The sequence below is a fragment of the Burkholderia savannae genome (genome assembly GCF_001524445.2).
GTDB lineage: Bacteria > Pseudomonadota > Gammaproteobacteria > Burkholderiales > Burkholderiaceae > Burkholderia > Burkholderia savannae.
Window position 1 is genome coordinate 546,290 of the sequence record NZ_CP013417.1, and the last position, 21,315, is coordinate 567,604.

General features: G+C 69.2%; 14 protein-coding genes and 2 pseudogenes. 2 read left to right on the top strand and 14 right to left on the bottom strand.

What is annotated here, in order from left to right; all coding sequences use genetic code 11:
* Window positions 1-5 precede the first annotated feature (5 nt).
* The 8 genes and pseudogenes from WS78_RS02880 to WS78_RS02915 form a co-directional block, all read right to left on the bottom strand.
* The gene (locus WS78_RS02880; protein WP_059583411.1) at window positions 6-1,247 is read right to left on the bottom strand and encodes a pyridoxal phosphate-dependent aminotransferase; all 1,242 of its coding nucleotides are present in this window, start codon (window positions 1,245-1,247) and stop codon (window positions 6-8) included.
* Window positions 1,248-1,624: 377 nt separating this feature from the next.
* A pseudogene (gene aepX / locus WS78_RS02885) lies at window positions 1,625-2,497 on the bottom strand (phosphoenolpyruvate mutase); the annotation flags it as partial.
* Between the two features lie 980 nt (window positions 2,498-3,477).
* The gene (gene proC / locus WS78_RS02890) at window positions 3,478-4,290 is read right to left on the bottom strand and encodes a pyrroline-5-carboxylate reductase (RefSeq protein WP_038753310.1); all 813 of its coding nucleotides are present in this window, start codon (window positions 4,288-4,290) and stop codon (window positions 3,478-3,480) included.
* Window positions 4,291-4,324: 34 nt separating this feature from the next.
* Window positions 4,325-5,023, bottom strand: coding sequence for a YggS family pyridoxal phosphate-dependent enzyme (locus WS78_RS02895; RefSeq protein ID WP_038753311.1), 699 nt, complete (start codon window positions 5,021-5,023; stop codon window positions 4,325-4,327).
* Between the two features lie 149 nt (window positions 5,024-5,172).
* Window positions 5,173-6,399, bottom strand: a complete 1,227-nt coding sequence (gene glcF / locus WS78_RS02900) for a glycolate oxidase subunit GlcF (protein WP_059583414.1) — start codon at window positions 6,397-6,399, stop codon at window positions 5,173-5,175.
* Between the two features lie 6 nt (window positions 6,400-6,405).
* Window positions 6,406-7,494 (bottom strand): glycolate oxidase subunit GlcE, encoded by a 1,089-nt coding sequence (gene glcE / locus WS78_RS02905; RefSeq protein ID WP_038753313.1) that lies wholly within the window; start codon window positions 7,492-7,494, stop codon window positions 6,406-6,408.
* Window positions 7,495-7,583: 89 nt separating this feature from the next.
* Window positions 7,584-9,077 carry an FAD-linked oxidase C-terminal domain-containing protein gene (locus tag WS78_RS02910; RefSeq protein WP_038753314.1) on the bottom strand — a complete coding sequence of 498 codons (1,494 nt, stop codon included), beginning with the start codon at window positions 9,075-9,077 and terminating at the stop codon, window positions 7,584-7,586.
* A gap of 67 nt (window positions 9,078-9,144) precedes the next feature.
* The gene (locus WS78_RS02915; RefSeq protein ID WP_038753315.1) at window positions 9,145-10,551 is read right to left on the bottom strand and encodes an FAD-binding oxidoreductase; all 1,407 of its coding nucleotides are present in this window, start codon (window positions 10,549-10,551) and stop codon (window positions 9,145-9,147) included.
* Window positions 10,552-10,707: 156 nt separating this feature from the next.
* Between WS78_RS02915 and WS78_RS02920 the strand changes: the two genes are divergently transcribed.
* Complete coding sequence (locus WS78_RS02920; RefSeq protein WP_038753316.1) at window positions 10,708-11,253, top strand: cob(I)yrinic acid a,c-diamide adenosyltransferase; 546 nt, start codon at window positions 10,708-10,710, stop codon at window positions 11,251-11,253.
* A 120-nt stretch (window positions 11,254-11,373) separates the two neighbouring features.
* Window positions 11,374-12,582 (top strand): NO-inducible flavohemoprotein, encoded by a 1,209-nt coding sequence (gene hmpA / locus WS78_RS02925; RefSeq protein WP_038753317.1) that lies wholly within the window; start codon window positions 11,374-11,376, stop codon window positions 12,580-12,582.
* Between the two features lie 169 nt (window positions 12,583-12,751).
* Here hmpA and WS78_RS38320 read toward each other — a convergent pair whose 3' ends face one another.
* The 6 genes and pseudogenes from WS78_RS38320 to WS78_RS02955 all read right to left on the bottom strand — a co-directional run bounded on the left by WS78_RS38320 (window position 12,752) and on the right by WS78_RS02955 (window position 21,284).
* Window positions 12,752-13,141 (bottom strand): hypothetical protein, encoded by a 390-nt coding sequence (locus WS78_RS38320; protein WP_059583416.1) that lies wholly within the window; start codon window positions 13,139-13,141, stop codon window positions 12,752-12,754.
* A 12-nt stretch (window positions 13,142-13,153) separates the two neighbouring features.
* Window positions 13,154-14,227 carry a 3-deoxy-7-phosphoheptulonate synthase AroG gene (gene aroG, locus WS78_RS02935; RefSeq protein WP_059583419.1) on the bottom strand — a complete coding sequence of 358 codons (1,074 nt, stop codon included), beginning with the start codon at window positions 14,225-14,227 and terminating at the stop codon, window positions 13,154-13,156.
* Window positions 14,228-14,417: 190 nt separating this feature from the next.
* Window positions 14,418-14,639: pseudogene (locus WS78_RS38135) on the bottom strand (hypothetical protein).
* Window positions 14,639-16,108 (bottom strand): metalloprotease TldD, encoded by a 1,470-nt coding sequence (gene tldD / locus WS78_RS02945; protein ID WP_038753319.1) that lies wholly within the window; start codon window positions 16,106-16,108, stop codon window positions 14,639-14,641. Before tldD ends, WS78_RS38135 begins: the two are co-directional and overlap by 1 nt.
* Before the next feature lie 109 nt (window positions 16,109-16,217).
* Window positions 16,218-17,045 (bottom strand): carbon-nitrogen hydrolase family protein, encoded by an 828-nt coding sequence (locus tag WS78_RS02950; protein ID WP_059583423.1) that lies wholly within the window; start codon window positions 17,043-17,045, stop codon window positions 16,218-16,220.
* Window positions 17,046-17,090: 45 nt separating this feature from the next.
* The gene (locus WS78_RS02955) at window positions 17,091-21,284 is read right to left on the bottom strand and encodes a YhdP family protein (RefSeq protein WP_059583426.1); all 4,194 of its coding nucleotides are present in this window, start codon (window positions 21,282-21,284) and stop codon (window positions 17,091-17,093) included.
* Window positions 21,285-21,315: the final 31 nt, after the last annotated feature.

Sequence of the window (21,315 nt, forward strand, 5' to 3'; positions counted from 1 at the left end):
CGTCTTCAAGCCGTGTGCCGCATCCGTTCGAGCGCCTGCTCGAATGCCTGTTGCTGGGTGCATAGAACGAGGCGCACGTGGTTGTCGCCGAGCTTGCCGTAGGCCGAGCCGGGCACGACCGCCACCTTGCGCGCCTCGAGGAGGAAGCGCGCGACTTCGTCGCCGATCGGCACGCCGCTGCGGCGGAAGGCGGCCGGGAGTCGCTCGTAGTAGCCGCTCACGTCCGGGAACAAGAACATCGCGCCGAGCGGGCGGCGCGTCCATCGATAGCCGGCGTCGGACGACAGGCGCTCGAGCGCCGCGACGTTGCGCGCGCGCAGATCGGCGACAGTTTGCGCGAGCCAGCCGTCGCGCTTCGGGTCGCCGATGACGCGCGTCGCGATGCGCTCGTACTGGATGTTGACGCCGAGGTACAGGTAGTCGTGCGCTTTCGCCGCCTGATCGATGACGTGAGCCGGCGCGACCATCCAGCCGATCCGCAGCCCGGGCAGGCCGAATTTCTTCGAGAAGCTGTTGATGAGGATCGCGTTGCGCGCGAGCGGTTCGAACGTGCTCGCCGGCGCGTGCGGCCGCTCGAAATGCATCACGTCGTAGACCTCGTCGTGAATGACCCAGGTGCCGTGCTTGTCGGCCACTTCGGCGATGCGTCGCCAGTCCTCGCCGCTCGCCACGTAGCCAGTCGGGTTCTCGGGCGAGTTCACGATGAACGCCTTCGCGCCGGCGAACAGCGCATCGTCCGCGAGGCTGTTCGCGTATTCGTGCTGCGCAGGCTCCCGGCGCAGGCGGCGCGGCACGCGATCGAGCGTCGCGACGGCGCGCGCGTACAGCTGATACGAGGGATCGCTGACGATCACCGGATCGCCGGGCGCCGACGTCACGAGCAGCGCGAGCGCAATCGCCTCGACGCCGCCGTGCGTCGCCATGATCTCGCGCTCCGGATCGAGCAGCAGTCCGTAGCGGTCGCGATACCAGCCGGCGATCGCCTCGCGCAGCGCGAGGCTGCCGCGCGGATTCTCGTAGCGCTTCGACGCGTCGAGGAACGCGTTGAGCGACAGGTCCTCGCGGGCGATGTCGTCGAGCAGATGCGCGGGCGGACCGAACACGGGCTCGCCGAAGCTCAGGTTCGCGATCTGCGGATCGGCCTTCGCGCGCAGCGAAATGGCCTTCGACGCATAGACGTCCATGTCGACGAGGACGGGATTCAGCGCCGTCGGAAAGACATCGGAAGAAATTCGCTTGGTTTGCATGGTGCGCTCACGTTCGTGGTGATGGGACGAGGGCCGGTGCCGCCGGGAGGCGCGGCGCCGGCCGATGGTTCGCAACGCGGGACGGCGGCGCGGCTGCCTGGCGCTGGCCGTATGCCCCGCCAACGCCGGATGGATGCCCGCCAGGCAGACCGGCGCGCCCGCCCGGCGCAACGGGTGCCCGGGCGCCCGGGCGCCCGGGCCGATTCGGCGGCGAGCGGGCCGCCAGGCCGAATCGCTTCGCGCGTCGCCGATGCGCCCGACGCCGCGGCGAACGCGTCGCATTGCCCGCCATGTCGCATCGCGCGCGGGCTTGGGCTACGCCGCATCGCGCTCCGTTGCTTGCCGCTTCGGCGAAATCGCACGAATCACGCGAATCACGCGGCGAGATACTTGTGCTCGGCGGCCTGCACTTCGAATTCGCCGGTGAGCTCGAAGATGTCGTTCAGCGTCGCGATTTCGTGCTCGATCCCGGCCACGGTCTGGCTCTCGTAGATCGCGCGCGTCACCCGTCGCATGTTGGTCACGGACGCGCGCAGGCTGTGATTGGCCCAGATCACGGCCGACACGCGCGCGTCGCGGAACGCGGACGTCGGCGTCTTGTAGTACTTCGTCGGCACGATGACGATCGGGGCGCGCTGCGACCATTGGGTGCAGAAGTCGAGAATCTCTTGCCCGTCGGCCTTCTTCGAATGGATCAGCACCGCGTCGGCGCCCGCGTCGCAATATGCGTCGGCGCGCCGCAGCGCCTCTTCCATCGGGCAGCCGCTGACGAGCGCCTCGATTCGCGCCACGACGCAGAAATCCGAATCGGTCTGACTGTCCTTCGCCGCGCGCAGCTTGCCGCAGAATTCCGCGATGTCCGCGAGGTCCTGGCCCGAGCCGAGGAACGAATTCATCTTCGGGAAGAGCTTGTCTTCGAGGCAAACGCCGGCGATGCCGAGCTGCGAGAGCTTCTTGACGAGCCGTCGCACGTTGTTGAAGTTGCCGAAGCCGGTGTCGCCGTCGAGCAGGATCGGCACGGACGTGTGGTCGGCCATGAATTCGACGACGTCGACGACCTGGGTCCACGACGCTTCGTTGCGGTCGGTCAGCCCGAGCGATGCGGAGATCGACAGGCCCGAGCCCCAGATCGCCTTGAAGCCGACTTCCTCGGCGATTTTCGCGCTCAGCGCGTTGTGCGCCTCCATGAAGAACTCCAGCTCTTTTCCGAAAATCAGTTCCTTCAGGACGCGTGCTTTTGTCTTTGTCATGGATTCACCTTTCCTAGCGTTTGCCGAGCAACGGATGCCGATCAACAGCAATAGGTCGACACGCCGTGGGGAGGGCCGGATGCAATGAGTCGATTCGAAATTATCGAATGCCATTGTCCATTTTGGATTTCATTAGACATCGTTTTGTCACAATTAAAAACTACAAGAAGATGTAGGTGGAAGGCGCGGAAATGTAATGTGTACAGGCGCGATGGGCGGTGCGAAGTAGAAATTTCCGGTTTTGAACGAAATCGACGAATGTCTCGATCGGTGAAATATCGGGGTTTTGGCGTTTGACCCCGATCTTGGCGATTTTTATTTTTCGTCCGGAAATTTAATCGATTGTCATTCGATCGGGAGTCGACGATTCATGTGGCGGAATATGTCGATAAAGCAAAAAAATTTATTAAAAATAGACGGTGTGATGCATTTTAATTGGGCCACAAATATCAATTGCCTCGGTGGCGGCGCTTTGGAGCGTGAACCGAAAGCGTGCGCGGGGCGTCGGAATCGGATGCCCGCGATGGCATCGCGGACATCGCCGGAACGTGCGCGCGGGGAGGGCGAGCCCGGTGCGGTCGCATCGCGATCGTTCGGCATTCCGGGTGCGCTGCTGCGATGCGTCGCGAGCGGCCGCTGCCGCGGGCGGTGCGGCTGCGCGGGCCGCGCGCGTCACGTGGCGCGCGGGGCCCGCGCCGTGAGATCGATCGCGGGCCGATGCCGAGCGCCCGATCGATGCGGTGACCGATGTGCGGCGGCGCAACGAACAAGTTGCTGCCGGCACGAGGGCGAAAGGCGGAAGGTTGCGGCATACGAGGAACCGCGCGTCGGCTGCTCGTCGCGCGCGAGTATGCCGGCGGGCACACGTTCGAACAGTGAGACCGACCCTTCAAGCGTCGACCTTTCGAAATGGGGCGCAGGCGCCGCCCGACGGCCGAACCGGGGCGCGGCGGATCGCGCCCCGGTTCGGCGAGCACGGGTTACGCCGCGCCGAGCTCGTCGCCCATTTCCTTCGCGCGCGCCTGCGCGGCGAGCACGCCGCGCACGATCGCATCCTTCACGCCCTGCGCGTCGAACGATGCGAGCGCGGCCGCCGTCGTGCCGCCCTTCGACGTCACGCGCTCGCGCAGCACGCTCGCGGGCTCGCCCGACTGCGCCGCGAGTTGCGCGGCGCCCGCGAACGTCGCGACCGCGAGCGCGCGGCCCTGTGCGTCGTTCATGCCGAGCTGGCGCGCCGCTTCCTGCAGCGCCTCGATGAAATAGAACACGTACGCGGGGCCGCTGCCGGAGATCGCGGTCACGGCGTCGAGCTGCGATTCTTCGTCGAACCAGACGGTCTCGCCGACCGCGCCGAGCACCTTCGACGCGAGGTCGCGGCCCGCCGCGTCGACGTCCGGCAGCGCGGACAGCCCGGTCACGCCGAGACCGACGAGCGCTGGCGTGTTCGGCATCGTGCGCACGACGCGCGGATAGCCGCCGAGCCAGCGCGACAAGTCCGCGCCACGAATGCCGGCCGCGATGCTGACAACGAGCTGCGTCGACAGATGCGGCGCGAGCGCGGCCGCGACGTCCTTCAGCACTTGCGGTTTCACCGCGAGCACGATCGCGTCGTAGCCGGCGAGCGCGGCGTCGATCGCGGCCGCCGTGCGCACGCCGAATTGCGCTTGCGCGCGCTGGCGCGCGTCTTCGTTGACGTCGACGGCGAGCAGGCCGCTTGCCGCGACACCGCGCTTGACGAGTCCGCCGATCAACGCGGCGGCCATGTTGCCGCCGCCGATGAATGCGATTTTCATGATGAATGAGGCCGTTGAGAAAGAAGTGACGGGTTCAGTGAGCGTAATCGCGCGCGCCGAAGATCGCGGTGCCGATCCGCACGATCGTCGCGCCTTCGGCGACCGCGGCTTCGAGATCGTCCGACATGCCCATCGACAGCGTGTCGAGCGCGAGGCCCTCGGCGCGCAACTGGTCAAAGAGCGCGCGCAGCGCGCGGTGCGGCGCGCGCTTCGCTTCGTCGTCGTGCGCGGGCTCGGGGATCGCCATCAGCCCGCGCAGCCGCAACGCGGGCAGCGCGGCGATCGCGCGTGCGAGCCCGGCGGCGTCGGCGGGCGCGACGCCGCTCTTCGATGCCTCGCCGCTGATGTTCACCTGCACGCAGACGTTCAGGGGCGGCAGATGCGCGGGCCGCTGCTCGGACAGGCGCTGCGCGATCTTCAGCCGGTCGATCGCGTGCACCCAGTCGAAGCGCTCGGCGACGGGGCGCGTCTTGTTCGATTGCAGCGGGCCGATGAAATGCCATTCGAGCTCGGCGCGCAGATCGGCGAGCGAATCGATCTTGTCGATCGACTCCTGCACGTAGTTCTCGCCGAACGCGCGCTGGCCGGCCGCGTGCGCGGCGCGCACCGCGTCGGCCGGAAACGTCTTCGACACCGCGAGCAGCGTGACCGCGCGCGGCTCGCGTCCGGCCGCGCGGGCGGCGTCTTCGATGCGGCGGTGAACGGAGGCGAGGCGGGCGGCGAGATCGGACATGGCAGGGCGAACGAAACTTGAGGCGCGCGTCGGGCGGCGTGCCGCTGCGCGCGGAGGATGCGGGAATTATACGGACAACCGGCGGACAACCGGCGGACAACCGGTGCGCAGCCGGCGCGCGCGAAGCGGCGTGCGCGCGCCGCGCGGCGTCAGCCGTAAAGCAGGTTCTCGACGAGCTGCACCCAGTGCACGACGGGCACCTGCGTGCCGCTTTGCAGATGCGCGATGCAGCCGATGTTCGCCGACACGATCATCTGCGGCTCGGTCGCCTGCAGCTTCGCGAGCTTCTGCTTGCGCAGCTTGTACGCGAGCGACGGCTGCGTGAGCGAGTAGGTGCCCGCCGAGCCGCAGCACAGATGGCTGTCGGCGGGCAGGCGCACCTCGATGCCGAGCGCCTCCAGCAGCCGCTCGACCTTGCCGCGCAACTGCTGGCCGTGCTGCAGCGTGCACGGCGGATGGTAGGCGACCGTGTGGATTCCGCGCCGGCGCGTGAGCGCGATCAGCTCGGCCTCGAAGCCGCCGAGCAGCTCGGACAGGTCCTTCGTCAGCCCGACGATGCGGCGCGCCTTGTCCGCGTACGCCGCATCGCCGCGCAGCAGGTGCGCGTATTCGAGCACCGTCGCGCCGCAGCCGGACGCGTTCATCACGATCGCCTCGACGCCGCGCTCGACGTGCGGCCACCACGCGTCGATGTTGCGGCGCGCGTCGTCGAGCGCCTCGTCGTGATAGCCGAGGTGCAGCCGGATCGCGCCGCAGCAGCCGGCCTCCGGCGCGACCACGGTTTCGATGCCGAGCGCGTCGAGCACGCGCGCGGTCGCGATGTTGATGTTGGGCATCATCGACGGCTGCACGCAGCCCGCGAGCATCAGCACGCGGCGCTCGCGCGGCGCGCTCGGCCACGCGAGCAGGCGCGCGCGCGGCGGCACCTTGTCGCGCAGCCGCTTCGGCAACAGCGGCCGCACGTGCTGGCCGAGCCGCATGACGGGCGCGAACACGGCGGCGTTCGGCACGAAGCTCGCGAGCAGCCGGCGCACGATGCGCTGCGACAGCGGCCGCGGCACCTTCGCCTCGACGACCTTGCGGCCGATGTCGACGAGCCGGCCGTACTCGACGCCCGACGGGCAGGTCGTCTCGCAACTGCGGCAGGTGAGGCAGCGGTCCAGATGCTGCTGCGTGCTGCGGGTGACTTCCGCGCCTTCGAGCATCTGCTTGATCAGATAGACGCGCCCGCGCGGGCCGTCGAGCTCGTCGCCGAGCAGCTGATAGGTCGGGCAGGTCGCGGTGCAGAAGCCGCAGTGCACGCACTTGCGCAGGATCGCGTCGGCATCTTCGCCGTCGGGCGTATGGCGGATGAAATCGGCGAGGTTCGTCTGCATCGGGCTTTAGAGATCGGGGTAGAGCCGGCCGCGGTTGAAGATGCGCGCCGGATCGAACGCAGTCTTCAGCCCGCGGTGAATTTTCATCAGCGGCGCGGGCAGCGGCGTGAACACGCCCGCGCTTTTGTCGTAGCTTTCGCTCGCGCGAAAGAGCGTCGCGTGGCCGCCTGCCTGCTTCGCGCTCATCCGCACCGTCTGCGCGTCGGCATCGGTGATCCACCAGCGCTGCGCGCCGCCCCATTCCATCATCTGCGTGCCCGGCAGATGCATCGGCTCGGTGATCGACGGCAGCGACAGGCGCCACAGCGCGTGCCCCGGCGCGAGCGACGAGAAGAACGGATCGTTCTGCTCGCGCACGCCTTCCCAGAAGCGCTCGGCCTCGACAGCGTCGACGGCCTCGCCGCCGAGCGCGTTCTTCGCGCTCTTCACGGCCGCTTCCGCGCCGGACAGCCGCAGCACGAGCGTGCCGTAGCGCCACGCGCTCGCCGACAGCGGGAACGGGCGGCCCGCCCATTCGTTGAGCTTGCGCACCGCGTCGGTCGCGCTCATGTCGAACTTCAGCGTGACTTCGGCGGCGGGAATCGGCAGCACCTTGATCGACAGATCGAGCATCAGGCCGAGCGTGCCGAGCGAGCCCGCCATCAGCCGCGACACGTCGTAGCCCGCGACGTTCTTCACGACCTGCCCGCCGAAGCGCAGCATGTCGCCGCGCCCGTTCAGGATCGTCACGCCGAGCACGAAATCGCGCGGCGCGCCCGTCGTCGCGCGGCGCGGGCCGGCGAGGCCCGCCGCGACCGCGCCGCCGATCGTCGCGCCGCGCCCGAAGTGCGGCGGCTCGAACGGCAGCATCTGGCCGCGCTCGGCGAGCGTCGCCTCGAGCTCGGCGAGCGACGTGCCCGCGCGCGCGGTGACGACGAGCTCGGCCGGGTCGTACGACACGAGGCCGTGATGCGCGCGCGCGTCGAGGATTTCTCCGTCGAGCGCCTGGCCGTACCAGTCCTTCGTGCCGCCGCCGCGTATGCGCAGCGCGCGGCCGCTCGCCGCGGCTTCGCGGATGCGCGCGGCCCACCCCGCGACGATGTCGTCCTCTTCCATGGCGTTGTGTTTCGTTGTTCGTTTCGGTCGATTTTACCGGGGCTGCGCGATCGTACAGTCGGGCGAACCCCTTAGGCCGCGCGGCGGCCTCAGAAGCGCGGCAGGTCCGGATGCGGCAGCAGCCCGCCGCGCACGTGCATGCGCCCGTATTCGGCGCAGCGCGCGCGGGTCGGGATTCCCTTGTCCGGATTCAGCAGCTCGGGCGGATCGAACGCGCGCTTGACGGCGAAGAACGCGTCGCATTCCTCGCGCGAGAATTGCACGCACATCGAATTCAGCTTCTCGACGCCGACGCCGTGCTCGCCCGTCACCGTGCCGCCGAATTCGACGCACGTCTCGAGGATGTCCGCGCCGAATTCCTCCGCGCGGTGCAGCTCGTCGGGATCGTTCGCGTTGAACAGGATGAGCGGGTGCATGTTGCCGTCGCCCGCGTGAAACACGTTGATGCAGCGCAGCCCGTATTTCGTCTCCATCTGCTCGATGCGCGCGAGAAGCGGCCCGATCGCGCGGCGCGGCACCGTGCCGTCCATGCAGTAATAGTCGGGCGAAATGCGGCCCGCGGCCGGGAACGCGTTCTTGCGGCCCGACCAGAAGCGCAGCCGCTCGGCCTCGCTGCGCGACACCTGGATGCGCGTCGCGCCGTGCTCGCGCAGCACCGCGGTCATCCGCACGATTTCCTCGGCGACTTCCTCCGGCGTGCCGTCCGATTCGCACAGCAGGATCGCGGCCGCGTCGAGGTCGTAGCCCGCGTGCGTGAACGTCTCGACCGCCTGCGTCGCCGGCTTGTCCATCATCTCGAGGCCGGCCGGGATGATGCCCGACGCGATGATCGCGGCGACCGCCTCGCCGCCCTTGACGACGTCGTCGAAGCTCGCCATCACGAGCTGCGCGGCCTGCGGCTTCGGAATCAGCCGCACCGTCACTTCGGTGACGACGATGAACATGCCTTCGCTGCCGATCGTGACGGCGAGCAGGTCGAGGCCGGGCGTGTCGAGCGCGAGCGAGCCGAATTCGACGATCTCGCCGTCGCTCGTCACGCCGCGCACGCGCAGCACGTTGTGGCACGTGAGCCCGTACTTCAGGCAATGCACGCCGCCCGAGTTCTCGGCCACGTTGCCGCCGATCGTGCAGGCGATCTGCGACGACGGATCGGGCGCGTAGTAGAGCCCATACGGCGCGGCGGCTTCGGAAATCGCGAGATTGCGCACGCCCGGCTGGACCGTCGCCGTGCGCGCGTACGAATCGACTTCGACGATCCGCGTGAAGCGCGCGAGCGACAGCACGACGCCGTGCCCGATCGGCAGCGCGCCGCCCGACAGGCTCGTGCCCGCGCCGCGCGGCACGATCGGCACGTCCATCCGCCGGCAGATCTGCACGATCCGCTGCACCTGCGATTCGGTCTCCGGCAGCGCGACCGCGAGCGGCAGCCTGCGATACGCGGAGAGCGCGTCGCATTCGTACGCGGCCGTGTCCTCGTCGCGATACAGCAGGCAGTGGGTCGGCAGCACGGCCATCAGCGCCTGCACGATTTCGCGCTGGCGCTGCGCGCGCAGATCGGCCGACAGTTCGGCGGGGGCGTTCATGTCTCCTCCTGTTGCGCGACGCACGGCGCGACGTCGTTCGGTCGTCCCGGCGCCGGCGTCGTCGTTTTCATGCGTCGATCGTGAAGATCTTGCCGGGATTCATCAGATTGTCCGGATCGAGCGCGCGCTTGATCGCGCGCATCGCGTCGACCGCGTTCTCGCCGTGCTCGGCCGCGAGAAAGCGCATCTTGTGCAGCCCCACGCCGTGCTCGCCCGTGCAGGTGCCGCCCATGCGCAGCGCGCGCTCGACGATCCGGTCGTTGAGCGCCTCCGCTTCGGCGAGCTCTTCGGGCTTCGCCGGATCGACGAGGATCGCGACGTGGAAGTTGCCGTCGCCGACGTGGCCGACGATCGGGCACGGCAGCGACGACGCGTTCAGATCGACCTCGGTTTCCTCGACGCACGCGGCGAGCTGCGAGATCGGCACGCAGACGTCGGTCGTCACCGCGCGGCAGCCGGGCTTCAGCTGCAGCATCGAGAAATACGCGTGATGGCGCGCGGACCAGAGGCGCGTGCGATCCTCGGGGCGCGTCGCCCATTCGAAGCCCTGGCCGCCGTTTTGCGCGGCGAGTTCCTCGACCTGCCGCGCCTGCTCGCGCACGCCCGATTCGGTGCCGTGGAATTCGAAGAAGAGCGTCGGCGCCTCGACGAGCCCGAGATGCGCGTTGCGATTGATCGCGCGCACGGCGAGCGCGTCGACGAATTCGACGCGCGCGATCGGCACGCCGATCTGGATCGTCTCGATCACCGCGCGCGCGGCGGCGCTCATCGATCCGAACGCGCACACGGCGGCCGACACCGCCTCGGGCTGCGGATGCAATCGCAGCGTGATCTCGGTGATCACGCCGAGCGTGCCTTCCGAGCCGACGAAAAGCCGCGTGAGATCGTAGCCCGCCGACGACTTGCGCGCGCGCGTGCCCGTCTTCACGACGCGGCCGTCCGCGAGCACGGCCGTGAGGCCGAGCACGTTCTCGCGCATCGTGCCGTAGCGCACCGCATTCGTGCCCGACGCGCGCGTCGCGGTCATTCCGCCGATGCTCGCGTCCGCGCCCGGGTCGATCGGGAAGAAGAGGCCGGTGTCGCGCAGCGCGTCGTTGAGCGCGCGGCGCGTGACGCCGGGCTCGACCGTCGCGGTGAGGTCGTCGGCGTCGATCGACAGCACGCGGTTCATCTCCGACAGATCGAGCGACACGCCGCCCCGCACGGCGAGCAGATGGCCTTCGAGCGACGAGCCGACGCCGTACGGAATGAGCGGCACGGCGTGCCGCGCGCAGAGGCCGACGACGTCGCGCACGTCGTCGGCCGTTTGCGCGAACACGACGGCGTCCGGCAGTTGCGGATCGAACGGCGACTCGTCGCGGCCGTGATGGGCGCGCACGGCTTCCGCAGTCGACATGCGTGCGCCGAACCGGGCGGCGAGCGCGTCGACGAAGGCGGCAGGCAGCGGGCGATGCGGCGGGGCGGGGTGGTTCACGCGAGTCTCCTGGGGGCGGATCTTTATGGCGGGCGCCGCGGCGAGGCGGGCCGGATCATTCTACGCTCGAAAGCATGCGCGCCGCCGCGAGCGCGGCTGCGATAATAGGGATTTCACCGACGCGGCGCGCGCTGCCGCAGACGACGGGAGACACGAATGGGCAATCGCTTGAGCAAGATCGCGACCCGCACGGGCGACGACGGCACGACGGGCCTCGGCGACGGCAGCCGCGTGCGCAAGGACGATGCGCGGATCGCGGCGATCGGCGACGTCGACGAGCTGAACTCGCAGATCGGCGTGCTGCTCGCCGAGCCGCTGCCGGACGACATTCGCGCGGCGCTCTCGACGATCCAGCACGATCTGTTCGATCTGGGCGGCGAGCTTTGCATTCCGGGGCATGCGGCGATCACCGACGCGCATCTCGCGCACCTCGACGGCTGGCTCGCGCACTACAACGCGCAACTGCCGCCGCTCCGGGAATTCATCCTGCCGGGCGGCGCGCGCGCGGCGGCGCTCGCGCACGTGTGCCGGACCGTGTGCCGCCGCGCGGAGCGCTCGATCGTCGCGCTCGGCGCGCACGAGGCGCTCAACGCGGCGCCGCGCCGCTACGTGAACCGGCTGTCGGATCTGCTGTTCGTGCTCGCGCGCGTGCTGAACCGCGCGGCGGGCGGCGCCGACGTGTTGTGGGACCGCGCGCGCTGAACGCGTTGATGCGCATCATTGCAATTGCGGGCTCGTTGTGGCGAGGTGCGACAATTTGCCTGCCGGGCATGCGCCTATAAAGATGTATCGTGTGAGAATGTTTAACAGAGGAATACTTTCATGACTCAGATGACCGCCGAGCAAATGGCCCGAGTGAAAGCGACCGCCCCGGTTCTCGCGGAGCACGGCGCGACGATCACGAAGCACTTCTATCAACGGATGTTCGGGCGTCATCCCGAGTTGAAGAACGTCTTCAACCAGACGCACCAGAAGACGGGCAGCCAGCCGGAGACGCTCGCGAAGGCGGTCTACGCGTACGCGGCGAACATCGACAATCTCGGCGCGCTCGGCGGCGCCGTGTCGCGGATCGCGCACAAGCACGCGAGCCTCAACATCCGGCCGGAGCACTATCCGATCGTCGGCGAGAACCTGCTTGCGTCGATCGTCGAGGTGCTCGGCGACGCGGTCGATCCGGACACGCTCGATGCATGGCGCGTCGCGTACGGCCAGCTCGCGGCGATTCTGATCGGCGCGGAGGCGAATCTGTACGAGAACGCCGCGTGGAGCGGCTTCCGCCCGTTCAAGGTCGCGAAGAAGGTGCGCGAGAGCGACGAGATCACGTCGTTCTACCTGACGCCCGCCGACGGCGGCGCGGCGCCAGGGTTCGAGCCGGGCCAGTACGTTTCGGTGAAGCGCTTCGTCGGCGACATGGGCGTCGACCAGCCGCGCCAGTACAGCCTGTCCGACGCGCCGCACGGCCAGTGGCTGCGCATCTCGGTCAAGCGCGAAGCGGGGCGCAGCGAGGAAGTGCCGGCGGGCAAGGTGTCGACGCTGATGCACGACGGCGTCGGCGTCGATTCGATCGTCGAGGTCACCGCGCCGATGGGCGACTTCACGCTGAACCGCAACGCGTCGACGCCCGTCGTGCTGATTTCGGGCGGGGTTGGGATCACGCCGATGATGTCGATGGCGTCGGCGCTCGTCGCGTCTGGCAGCGAGCGCGAAGTGCGCTTCCTGCACGCTTGCCGGTCGGCGCACGCGCACGCGTTCCGCGACTGGCTGAACGATGCGGCGGACGCGCATCCGAACGTGAAGCGTGCGGTGTTCTACGAGGAAGTCGGCCCGAACGACCGGCCGGGCGTCGATCACGACCACGAAGGGCGGATCACGCCGGCGGCGCTCGAGCGCCACGCGCTCGTGCCGGACGCCGACTACTACATCTGCGGTCCGATCGCATTCATGAAGCAGCAGCGCGATGCGCTCGTCGCGCTTGGCGTCGCGCCGGAGCGCGTGCAGACGGAGATCTTCGGCTCGGGCGCGCTCGAATGACGAAGCGCTCGCGAACGGCGAACGTTCGCTGAAGCGAAACGAAAAAGCCCGGCGTTTCGAGCCGGGCTTTTTCTTTGGGCACGGCCTGCTCGACGCGGACTGGAATCGTGTCGATCAGGGGCGGGCATGCGCCTGATCGAGCCGTCCTTCCGATTTCCGTCGATATGGCTCACTGCGTCGCGGTCGGGCGATCATGGAGTCTTTCGCGCGTTCGCCGCGCTTCGTCGCGCATGCCCGACGCGCGCGGTGAAGTGCGGTGAAGTTCGGCGGAGCGCGGCGTCTGAAGCGGGCCGGGCGGCGAGTGCCGCGTGCGTTGACGCGGCGGCCGCCGAGCGATGCGCGCACTACGCGACCGGTCACGTCTCGCGTGCGACGGCGCACGCGGACGACGCACCGAGAATATGGCGCGAAGCGCGGGCCGCGAGCATCGGGCCGCGAACCGCGGCCCGAACGAACCGAACGAACCGAACGAACCGAACGAACCGAACGAACCGAACGAACCGAACGAACCGAACGAACCGAACGAACCGAACGAACCGAACGAACCGTCGCGCGGCAACGCCCGCCGCGCTCAGTTCCCGCTGCCGCGCGAGACGCGCCGCGCCTTCACCGCTTCGGCGAGGCCTTCGAGCACCTTCACGCTGTCGTCCCAGTTGATGCACGCGTCGGTGATGCTCTGGCCGTACGTGAGCGGGGAGCCTTCCTTCAGATCCTGGCGGCCTTCGACGAGATGCGACTCGACCATCACGCCGACGATCCGCTCGTCGCCCGCGCCGATCTGCCGGCCGATGTCCGCGCAGACCGGAATCTGGTTCTCGTGCTTCTTCGAGCTGTTCGCGTGGCTCGCGTCGATCATCAAGCGCGCGGCGAGGCCGGCCTTGCCGATGTCCGTGCAAGCGGCGTTCACGCTGTCCGCGTCGTAGTTCGGCGCCTTGCCGCCGCGCAGGATCACGTGGCAATCCTCGTTGCCGGCCGTCGACACGATCGCCGAGTGGCCGCCCTTCGTCACCGACAGGAAATGGTGCGGCTGCGATGCGGCCTTGATCGCGTCGACCGCGATCTTCACGTTGCCGTCGGTGCCGTTCTTGAAGCCGACCGGGCACGACAGCCCCGACGCGAGCTCGCGGTGCACCTGCGATTCGGTCGTGCGCGCGCCGATCGCGCCCCACGAGATCAGATCGGCGATGTACTGCGGGCTGATCATGTCGAGGTATTCGGTGCCGGCGGGCAGCCCCATCTCGTTGATCTGCAGCAGCAGCTCGCGCGCGGTGCGCAGGCCGTCGTTGATCTTGAAGCTGTTGTCGAGGTGCGGATCGTTGATGAGCCCCTTCCAGCCCACCGTCGTGCGCGGCTTCTCGAAGTACACGCGCATCACGATCTCGAGTTCGCTCTTGAAGCGCTCGCGCTCCTTGACGAGCCGGCCCGCGTATTCGAGCGCGGCCTTCGTGTCGTGGATCGAGCACGGCCCGATGATGACGATGAGGCGGTCGTCCATCCCGTGCAGGATTCGGTGCATCGCCTGGCGCGAGTTGTAGATGAGCTCCGACACCGCTTCGCTCAGCGCGAATTCGCGGATCAGGTGCGCGGGCGGAATCAGCTCCTTGAGTTCTCGGATGCGGACGTCGTCGGTATTGTGCGGGGGCATGCTTGGGTTCTCCGGTTCGGGGCGCCGCCCGGCGTACGCGGGTGCGGCTAGCTGTTCAATTCGACAATTCGGGTGATTCGGGAAAGCCGGTGGATCGATTCGTCTGCCGCTGTCGCGAACCGGCGGGGCGAAAAAAAACCGCCGGGTTCGCCGGCGGTTTTTCGGGAATTCGGTTGCGCTTCGCGCGCCATCACTCCTCTCGATCCGCCAGCGGCCTGAGATGCCAAAAAAAGTAAAAGTAAAACTTTGCGGACATGGCGGAAATGCGGCTCATCAATGAAGCGATACGAGAACGAGATTTATACCCGGTCGGGGCGCGGCTGGCAATCCTGTGACTCTAAAAATGCGGGCAATCCGCGCAATGTCGTCGATTCGCGCGAATTGTCTGCGCCGCGATGCGGCAACGCCGCATTACGACGCGGTGCCGCCGACCGTCATGTTGTCGAGCCGCAGCGTCGGCTGGCCGACACCGACGGGCACGCTCTGCCCCTCCTTGCCGCACACGCCGACGCCCGTGTCGAGCTTCATGTCGTTGCCGATCATGCTCACGTACTTGAGCGATTCCGGGCCGCTGCCGATCAGCGTCGCGCCCTTCACCGGATACGTGATCTTGCCGTCCTCGATCATGTACGCCTCGGACGCCGAGAACACGAACTTGCCGTTCGTGATGTCGACCTGGCCGCCGCCGAAGTTCACCGCGTAGAGGCCGTGCTTGACCGATTCGATGATCTCCTGCGGGTCCTTGTCGCCGTTCAGCATGTACGTGTTCGTCATGCGCGGCATCGGCAGCGCCGCGTACGATTCGCGCCGCGCGTTGCCGGTGACGGGCATCTTCATCAGGCGCGCGTTCAGCGTGTCCTGGATGTAGCCCTTCAGGATGCCGTCCTCGATCAGCGTCGTGCACTGCGTCGGGTTGCCTTCGTCGTCGATGTTGAGCGAGCCGCGGCGGTTCGGCAGCGTGCCGTCGTCGACGACGGTCACGCCCTTCGCGGCGACCTGCTCGCCGATGCGGCCCGCGAACGCCGACGAGCCCTTGCGGTTGAAGTCGCCCTCGAGGCCGTGGCCGATCGCCTCGTGCAGCAGCACGCCCGGCCAGCCCGGCCCGAGCACGACCGTCATCGCGCCGGCCGGCGCGGGGCGCGCATCGAGGTTCACGAGCGCCGCGTGCACCGCGTCGTCGACGTAGCGCGACAGGACTTCATCGGTGAAGTAGCCGTAGTCGAAGCGGCCGCCGCCGCCGCCGGAGCCGATCTCGCGACGGCCGTTCTGCTCGGCGATCACCGTCACCGACACGCGCACGAGCGGGCGGATGTCAGCCGCGAGCGCGCCGTCGCTGCGCGCGACGAGCACGACGTCGTATTCGCCCGCGAGGCCCGCCATCACCTGCTTGATCCGCGGGTCGCGGCCGCGCGCCATTTGCTCGACGCGCTCGAGGAGCTTCACCTTCGCGGTCGCGTCGAGCGACGCGAGCGGATCGGCGGGCAGGTACAGGTCGCGGCCCGACACGCCCTTCAGCGACGATGCGACGCGGATCTTCTGCTTGCCGCCGCCCGCGGCGGCGATCGCCTTCGTCGCGGCGGCCGCCTGGAGGATCGCGTCGGGCGACAGGTCGTCCGAATACGCGAACGCGGTGCGCTCGCCCGCGACCGCGCGCACGCCGACGCCCTGGTCGATGCTGAAGCTGCCCGATTTGACGATGCCTTCCTCGAGGCTCCACGCTTCGCTGCGGGTGGCCTGGAAGTATAGGTCCGCGTAGTCGACGCGATGCGTGAAGATGTCGGCGAGCGTGCGCGTGAGAAGGCTCTCGTCGAGGCCGTACGGCGTGAGCAGGATGTCCTTCGCGAGCGCGAGATTGCGGATGCCGGGTTCGATGATGTTCATGCGGATTCGGGGATTCTCAATTTCTGAAACGGTTGTCGGACGCGCTTTCTTTCCGGTAGATGGATCGCGGCGGCCGTCTTTCAATGGCGGCTGAGCGACGCCGCGGCGCTCATGCGAGCACGCGGTGCCGCCACGCGGGCAGGCTCTGCCGCACGTCGGCGATCCGCGCGGGATCGATTTCGCCCGCGACGACGCCCGCGCCTTCGTCGCGCACCGCGACGATTTCGCCCCACGGATCGACGAGCATGCTGTGGCCCCACGTACGGCGGCCGTTCTCGTGCTTGCCGCCTTGCGCGGCGGCGAGCACATAGCATTGATTCTCGACCGCGCGGGCCCGCAACAGCGTCTCCCAGTGCGCGCGGCCCGTCGTGTACGTGAACGCCGACGGCACGACGATCATCGCGCAGTCGCCCATCTGCCGGTACAGCTCCGGAAAGCGCAGATCGTAGCAGACCGACAGGCCGACCCGGCCGAGCGGCGCGTCGAACGTGCGCACCGCGTCGCCCGCGCGGATCGTGCGCGCCTCGTCGAACGATTCGTCGCCCTTCTCGAAGTTGAACAGGTGGATCTTGTCGTAGCGGGCGGCCTCGCGGCCGGACGGGTCGAACACGAGCGTCGTGTTCAGCACGCGCGACGGCTCGGGCGCGCAAAGCGGCAGCGTGCCGCCGATCACCCAGACCCCGTGCTCTTTCGCGCGATCGGCGAGAAAGCGCTGGATCGGGCCATCCCGATACGGTTCGGCGAGCGCGAGCTTGTCGGTGTCGCGGTGGCCCATGAAGCAGAAATACTCGGGCAGCAGCACGAGCCGCGCGCCCGAGCCCGCCGCGTCGGCGATCAGCCGGCCGGCGTCGGCGAGGTTGCGCTCGAGATCGGGCGTGCTGACCATTTGCAGCGCGGCGACCCGAAACGGCGAGGCTAAGGCGTGGCGATCGGTCATGACGGATTCGGTTGCCGAAAAAAGGGTGCGGGCCCGGCGGCCGCGTCAGTGGTCGGCGGCCGCGGGCGCGTAGCCCATCTTACCCCGATCGCCGCCGACACGCTCGATGTGCGGATGCGCCCACGAGCCCGTGATCGCGTAGTCCACCGCGAACGCGTGCGCGAGCGTCTCGGACAGCGCGAGATTCGCGGCGAGCACGCCGAGGCCGAGGAACGGATTGACGATCGCCGCGCCGATCGCGGCCGCGCTCGCGCTGACCTTCGGCGCGACGTGCGCGTTCAGGTCCTGCGTTTCGTGCGCGAGGTCGACGGAGCCCGTCACCGTCACCTTCGCGGGCGACGTCTTCATTTCGAAATCCTGCGTATGCGCGATGCCGTTGTCGATCCGGCCGGTGCCGGTGATCGTCTCGAACGGCAGGCCCTTGCCGATCACGTCGCGGAAATCGAGCGTCAGGAAGCGCGCGAGGCCCTGCAGGCTCAGCACGCCGAGCAGCTTCGCCGCGCCCGGATCGACCTTCAGGATCTGGCCGTGCGCGAGGTCGAGCGACAGGCGGCCGTTCAGCGTCGGATAGTCGATCGCGGTCGGGCCGCCGCGCCACGCGACCTTGCCCGACAGCGTGCCGCGCCCGTTCGCGACCGTGCGCGGCAGGCCGACGCGGTCGAGCAGGGCGCCCGCGTCGTCGATCGCGAGCGTGAAGTCGAATACCGTGCGGCGCGGCGCGTCGTCCTCGCCGGCGCCGCGCGCGAGCGCGCGCCGCGACGTGCGCCAGTTCGCGGTCGCGGTGAGCTTGGCGGCCGGATTCGCGAGCTCGAGCTTGTCGAGCTGCCAGACGGGGATGCCGTTCTCGTCGATGTTGCGCGCGTCGACTTCGAGCCGGCCGATGTCGTGGCCGCGCGCGACGACCTGATCGACGACGAGATCGATCGCCGGCATCGCGTGGTTGGTGGGCGTCGGCAGATCGATCGCGCGGCCGACGAGATCGTGCTCGGCGCTCTGCGGGATCACGAGCTTCGCGAGCCGCGCGCTCAGCACGCCCGCGCCCGTCGGGCCGCCGCCCGGCGCCCACGACAGGTAGCCCGACACCTGGTTCGACGCGATGTTCGCCTGCCACAGATCGTCGATGTGCGACGCGCCGACGATCACGTTCTCCCAGTTGCGCTTGAGCAGCTTCAGCGTGCCGAAGTGCAGCGCGAAGCGCTTCGGCGCGAAGCTCGCGAGATCGACGGGCGACGCGGCCGGCTTCTCGCGCGCGTGCGCGGACTTGCCGAAGCCCTGCGCGAACGTTTGCCACGCGTCGGCGTCGAGCTCGTGCACGTCGATCGCCGCGCTTACGCCTTCCTGCGGCATGTCGGGCATCCGGTTCATCCCGACCGCGCCGCGCACCGCGCGCACCGGCTGCCCGCGCTCGATGTCGAGCAGGTAGGTCGCCGCGAGCGGGCCGAGCTTCAGGTCCGCGCGCTCGAGCGGCTTGCCGCCCGCCTGCGGCTCGGGCGCGAGCGCGAAGCTGAACGGCATCGGCGTGCCGGCCGGCTTCGCGAACGGCGCGGGGAACTCGAGCGCGACGCCCGTCAGATCCGAGTTCGCGGTGATGTCGGGCAGGCCGCCCTTCGCGCCGCGCACGGCGATCTGGTACGGCGCGTCGCCGACGACGCGCTCGAGCGCGGCCGCCGCCGCACCGCGCAGGTTCAGCCCGCGCGCGGCGTCGAGCGACAGGCGGCCGTCGACGTCGAACGCATAGCGGCCGTTCGCCGACAGCGCGCCGCTCGCGCGCACGTCGCCGCCGAGAAAGCGTGCGGTCAACCGGTCGACGCTCGCCGTGTGATCGGTGAAGCGGAGATTGCCGCGCAGCCGCGTGACGGGCGGCACGCCGTCGGCCTCGAGCGTGTTGCCGGCGAAGCCGAGCGCGGCGTCGACGCCGACGTGCGGATGCGGAACATGCTGCGGGATCGTCAGCTTGAGCGCGAGCGTCGCGGGGCCCTGCGCGCGCACGAGGTTGCCGACGTGGCCCGTCATCCCGGCAACCGCGCTGTGGTTCGCGTAGTCGAGCAGATCGGCGAGCGGGCCGTGCGCGCGGCCCTCGATCACGAGCGGCGAATGCGTCGGATTGCCGAGGTCGTCGATGCGCCCCGTCACCTTCGTGAGCGCGACGCCCTTGTAGCGCGCGCGGCCGATGTCGAAGCGCAGCTTGTTCTGCGCGAGCTCGAACACGCCGTCGATGCCGTCGAGCGCGGGCCACACGTTCGGCGTGCCGTTCGCGAGCGTGCGCGGCGGCTGCGGCGTCGGCTCGAACCGGCCGCCCGAAAACGGCGCGACGATGTGGAACACGCCCGCCTTCGGATCGTGCTCGTACGGGAACGTCTCGAGCGGGCCCTTCGCGACGATCGTCGCGCCTTTCTTCACCTGGCCCGCCTGCAGCGCGTGGCCGAGGTAGAGGCGCAGGTGGTCGGACAGGCTCGTCGGCAGGTAGCGGGTGATGCGCGCGACGGCCGCGCGCTCGAAGTCGGCCTTCAGGTCGAGCGAGCCGCGGCCGTGGCCGGGGTTCGCGTAGCTGCCCGCGACTGCGATCGCCGCGTCGGCGTTCTCGACGTGGAACTCGGGCACCGCGACGTCGACCCGCGCGTGCCGCTCGCCCGGCGCCGGCGTGACCGTCCAGTTCGCGCGGCCGCGCAGACGGTCGAACGCGAGGCGCGGCTCGTCGAACACGCCGGGCACCGTGACGGCCGCGTCGACGGTGTCGAAGCTCGCCGCGCCGCCTTTCTCGTCCGCGTCGACGTGGCCCCACAGGTTCTCGACGCCCGGAATCCCCGCGCGCGGGTGGCCGTGCGGCGACAGCCCGGGCGGCGGCTCCTGCGCCTCGAAACTGATTCCCTGCAGATCGCCCTGGAACCGGTAGCGGATGATCGGGGTGGTGCCGCTCTGGCGCTCCTGGTCGACGAACGCGGGGCTCGCCGGCTTCGCGCGCTCGACCTCGATCGTGTAGTTTGCAACAAGCCCGCGCGGATCGAAGCGCACGAGCTCGTTGCGCAGCCGCGCCGGAAGCGGCAGCCCGCGGATGAATTCGGCGAGGATGCCGAGATCGACGCGGTCGCCGGACACGCTCAGCAACTGGCCCTCGTCGACGCTCGGCACGCGGTAGCGCGCGGTCAGCGTGTGCAGCGCGAGCGCGCGCGAGATCGGCGTGCCGTCGGGCAGCGGCGGCTGGCCGAGCTCCGCGTGCAGCCGCGACAGGTGCAGCGTGTAGTCGCGCTTCGGCTCGATCGCGAGATCCCAGCCGAAGCGCGCGACGGGGATGTCGAGCCGCGGCTGCGTCGGGCGCACGCGCAGCGCGACGTCGTAGCCGCGCAGCTCGCCGCCCGCGCGGTACAGATGGCCGTCGCCGAAATGCGCCCAGATCGCGTTGTCGATCCGGCCCGCGTAGGCGGTGAGGCGAATGTTCACGTAGCGCGCGAGCGTCGGCAGGTCGACGGGGCCCGTCGACAGGTACGCGTCGCCCGTCCAGTTCGACGGCTTGCCGACCGGCGCGAGCGCCTTGTGGACGAAACGCGCGCGAAAGTCGAGCGGGCCCTGGAACAGCGTGCCGTTCGCGGGCGCCTGCAGCGCGATCCGGTGGACGATTCCGTCGTTGAGCACCGCGATCCGGATGCCTTTCAGCGCGAGCTCGGGCGCGTCGTGCTGCGCGTCGCGCCAGCGCAGCGTGCCGCCGCGCAGCACGATCGCCTCCTGTTTCAGCAGCCACGCGCTGAACGTGTCGTCCGCGCCCGTCTTCGTCGTCGGCACCGCGACGCCCGCGACGAAGAGCGAGCCGTCCGCGCGGCGCTCGGTCAGAAGGTCGGGGTCGTCGACGATGAGGCTCGACAGCGTCGGCGCGAGGCGCGCGAGCGAGCGCCATGACAGCGCGGCCGTCGCGTGCGGCACCGACAGCGCGACGCGGCCGTCGCGGCCGCGGATCGTCAGCTCGCTGATGTCGACGCCCGGCTGCATTCCCGACCAGTGCGGCGCGAGCCGGCCGATCCGCAGCTCGGCGTGCAGCTTTTGCGACACGAAGGCTTCGATCCGCGGGCGGTACTCGTCGATGCGCGGCAACAGCACGTAGCGCAGCCCGAGGAAGGCGGCGGCCGCGACGAAGTAGGCGGCGAGCGCGATCGCCAGCAAGCCCTTGAACACGCGACGCAGGACCGGGTGATGGTGCTGCGGAGGTCCGGCTTCGGTCGTTGCGGCGGAATCCTGACGGTCGGACATGCGGCGAAGGGGCGGCGGTATGGTAGTTTTG

Bases quoted from the DNA above. Each gene is read 5' to 3' on its own strand.
- WS78_RS02880 (WP_059583411.1), bottom strand. From the start codon at position 1,247: ATGCAAACCAAGCGAATTTCTTCCGATGTCTTTCCGACGGCGCTGAAT.
- proC (WP_038753310.1), bottom strand. From the start codon at position 4,290: ATGAAAATCGCATTCATCGGCGGCGGCAACATGGCCGCCGCGTTGATC.
- WS78_RS02895 (WP_038753311.1), bottom strand. From the start codon at position 5,023: ATGTCCGATCTCGCCGCCCGCCTCGCCTCCGTTCACCGCCGCATCGAA.
- glcF (WP_059583414.1), bottom strand. From the start codon at position 6,399: ATGCAGACGAACCTCGCCGATTTCATCCGCCATACGCCCGACGGCGAA.
- glcE (WP_038753313.1), bottom strand. From the start codon at position 7,494: ATGGAAGAGGACGACATCGTCGCGGGGTGGGCCGCGCGCATCCGCGAA.
- WS78_RS02910 (WP_038753314.1), bottom strand. From the start codon at position 9,077: ATGAACGCCCCCGCCGAACTGTCGGCCGATCTGCGCGCGCAGCGCCAG.
- WS78_RS02920 (WP_038753316.1), top strand. From the start codon at position 10,708: ATGGGCAATCGCTTGAGCAAGATCGCGACCCGCACGGGCGACGACGGC.
- hmpA (WP_038753317.1), top strand. From the start codon at position 11,374: ATGACTCAGATGACCGCCGAGCAAATGGCCCGAGTGAAAGCGACCGCC.
- aroG (WP_059583419.1), bottom strand. From the start codon at position 14,227: ATGCCCCCGCACAATACCGACGACGTCCGCATCCGAGAACTCAAGGAG.
- tldD (WP_038753319.1), bottom strand. From the start codon at position 16,108: ATGAACATCATCGAACCCGGCATCCGCAATCTCGCGCTCGCGAAGGAC.
- WS78_RS02950 (WP_059583423.1), bottom strand. From the start codon at position 17,045: ATGACCGATCGCCACGCCTTAGCCTCGCCGTTTCGGGTCGCCGCGCTG.
- WS78_RS02955 (WP_059583426.1), bottom strand. From the start codon at position 21,284: ATGTCCGACCGTCAGGATTCCGCCGCAACGACCGAAGCCGGACCTCCG.